Genomic DNA, 3250 nt, shown 5'->3' with positions numbered 1-3250 from the left:
CCGATAAGCTCATGAAACCAGTAATTAAAATTCTGGAGTATTTTCAGAATATGATCAGATAGTAATTTGCTATAAAAACTATTCACAAAGTTATCCACAGGATGATCCTTCGAGATCCCTCGCAACTTCGCAATGAATTTCCCTCTCAAGGTTCGTCTTTCCCGCTGGCTATGGCATCCTTAGTGTATGTCTGATCACGAATAAAGAAGAGTTATGGCCCAGATAGCAGAAAACCCCTTAATCCTGGTAGACGGTTCGTCTTACCTTTATCGCGCTTACCATGCGTTCCCTCCGCTGACTAACTCTGCTGGGGAACCGACCGGTGCGATGTACGGTGTGCTCAACATGTTGCGCAGTTTACTGCTGCAATACACACCAAGCCATGTTGCTGTGGTTTTTGACGCGAAAGGCAAAACCTTCCGTGATGAACTTTTTGAACAATATAAATCTCACCGTCCCCCGATGCCAGACGACCTGCGCTCTCAAATTGAGCCTCTTCATCAAATGGTCAAAGCTATGGGGCTGCCTTTGCTGGTGGTTTCTGGTGTAGAAGCTGACGACGTGATCGGCACGCTGGCTCTTGAAGCAGAACAGGCGGGGCATGCGGTGCTGATCAGTACCGGTGATAAAGACATGGCGCAGCTCGTGACCCCGGGCGTGACTTTAATTAATACCATGAACAATACGATTCTTGGGCCAGATGAAGTTGTCGATAAATATGGCGTTCCACCTTCACTGATCATTGATTTTCTGGCTTTGATGGGCGATTCCTCGGATAACATACCAGGCGTGCCGGGTGTAGGTGAGAAAACGGCGCAGGCTCTCTTACAGGGCATTGGTGGCCTTGATGCTTTGTATGCTGATCTGGATAAGGTGTCGACACTCAGTTTTCGTGGCTCTAAAACCATGGCGGCTAAACTTGCTGAGAATAAAGACGTCGCTTATTTATCTTACCAACTGGCGACCATTAAGACAGATGTTAAGCTGGACTTGACCTGTGCAGAGCTGACAGTCTCAGAACCGAACGCGGCTGAACTTCATCAGTTATTTGGTCGCTATGAATTCAAACGCTGGCTGGCCGATGTTGAATCCGGGACCTGGCTAAGCGGTAAAAAATCTACGGGTAAGGCAGCAGCGAAGAAAGGCGCTGCCACTCAGGAAGTTGCCACCACTGCGCCTGTTGAACCTAACCAGCTTTCTCAGGACTGTTACGTCACCATTTTGGATCAAAAGACACTTGATGAATGGATCGGTTATCTGAAAGCATCGGATGTGTTTGCATTCGATACAGAAACTGATGGCCTGGATACGCTGACTGCCAACCTCATCGGCTTATCATTCGCCACCGAAGCGGGAAAAGCGGCGTATTTGCCTGTTGCACATGATTATCTGGATGCGCCGGCGCAGCTGGATCGCGATGAGGTGCTGAAACAACTGAAGCCTTTGCTTGAAGATGAAAAGCAGCTGAAAGTCGGTCAGAACCTGAAGTTCGACCGCGGTGTGTTACTGCGTTATGACATCGAATTGAAAGGCATTGCCTTCGATACCATGCTTGAGTCCTATGTACTCGACAGCGTATCTGGCCGTCATGATATGGACAGCCTGGCCGATCGTTATCTTGGCCATAAAACCGTCAGCTTTGAAGAGATCGCGGGTAAAGGTAAAAATCAGCTGACCTTCAACCAAATTGCGCTTGAACAAGCGGCACCGTATGCGGCGGAAGATGCTGATGTTACGTTGCAGTTGCATCAGTCACTTTGGCCACGGATTGCACAAAGTGAATCCCTGAAGGCAGTATTCACGGACATCGAAATGCCTTTGGTGCCTGTGCTGTCTCATATCGAACGCACCGGTGTTCTGATTGATCAGAATATTCTCGCAGCCCATTCGAAAGAACTGGCCATTCGTCTGAATGAACTCGAAAACAAAGCGCATGAACTGGCTGAAGAACCTTTTAACCTGTCTTCGACCAAACAGTTACAGGCCATTCTGTATGAAAAACAGAAATTGCCGATCCTCAAGAAAACACCGGGTGGCGCCCCGTCAACCAATGAAGAAGTTCTGGCTGAGCTGGCTTTGGATTATCCGCTGCCAAAAGTGATCCTTGAATACCGTGGGCTGGCGAAACTGAAATCGACGTATACCGATAAACTGCCCTTGATGATCAATCCGCAGTCCGGGCGTGTGCATACGTCTTATCATCAGGCAGTCACGGCCACGGGGCGTCTGTCTTCCAGTGATCCAAACCTGCAAAACATTCCGGTGCGTAATGATGAAGGGCGGCGTATCCGTCAGGCTTTTATCGCGCCAAAAGACTACATCATTCTGGCAGCCGACTACTCACAGATTGAACTGCGCATCATGGCGCATTTATCGAAAGATGAAGGTCTGCTGAAAGCATTTGCCGAGGGTAAAGATATCCACCGCGCAACGGCAGCGGAGGTCTTTGGCACGCCGCTGGACAGCGTGACTGGCGAACAGCGCCGCAGTGCGAAGGCGATCAACTTTGGTCTGATTTATGGCATGAGCGCCTTTGGTTTATCACGCCAGCTGAATATCGCGCGTAAAGAATCCCAGCGTTATATGGATTTGTATTTTGAGCGCTATCCTGGCGTGCTGGAATACATGGAACGTACCCGTGCTCAGGCTTCTGAACAGGGCTATGTTGAAACGCTGGATGGACGCCGTCTGTATCTGCCGGACATCAAATCCAGTAATGCCATGCGCCGCAAAGGTGCCGAGCGTGCAGCCATCAACGCCCCGATGCAGGGTACAGCTGCTGACATTATCAAGCGCGCCATGATCAGCGTCGCTGACTGGCTGCAACAACCTGACGCGCCGCGTGCCCGCATTATCATGCAGGTACACGATGAACTGGTGTTTGAAGTGCATAAAGATGATGTCGAAGCGGCAAGCGAAAAAATCCGCAATCTGATGGAAGCAAGCATGACGCTGGCCGTTCCGTTGAAAGTGGATGTGGGCACGGGCGACAACTGGGATCAGGCACACTAAGTGAATAGTTATTAAGCTTTTTTTGTAATTAAGCTACACAATTATGTGCTCATACCATGAGAGTGATCGCATAATCCGCGATTTTTGTGTAAGTAAACTACAAAAAGTTCTTTTTCCCCGTCAGAAAATAGGGTAAAGTTTCTCTTGTAGGGTACAGAGGTAAGATGTTCTATCTTTCAGACCTTTTACTTCACGTAATCGGATTTGGCTGAATATTTTAGCCGCCCCAGGCATTTTA

At 49.0% G+C, this 3250-nt stretch carries 2 protein-coding genes; both read left to right on the top strand.

All coding sequences use genetic code 11. The features are described from left to right. The first annotated feature begins 213 nt into the window (after positions 1 to 213). Positions 214 to 3012, top strand: a complete 2799-nt coding sequence (gene polA / locus J1785_RS02140) for a DNA polymerase I (protein WP_217218701.1) — start codon at positions 214 to 216, stop codon at positions 3010 to 3012. Positions 3013 to 3176: 164 nt separating this feature from the next. After that, a complete protein-coding gene (spfP, locus tag J1785_RS27130; protein WP_071892919.1) occupies positions 3177 to 3224 on the top strand; it encodes a small protein SpfP in 48 nt (15 codons plus the stop codon). Positions 3225 to 3250 lie beyond the last annotated feature (26 nt).

The organism is Rahnella perminowiae, assembly GCF_019049755.1.
Lineage (GTDB): Bacteria > Pseudomonadota > Gammaproteobacteria > Enterobacterales > Enterobacteriaceae > Rahnella > Rahnella perminowiae.
The sequence above is the reverse complement of the archived record's forward strand: the minus strand, read 5'-3'. Positions and strand labels throughout refer to the sequence as shown.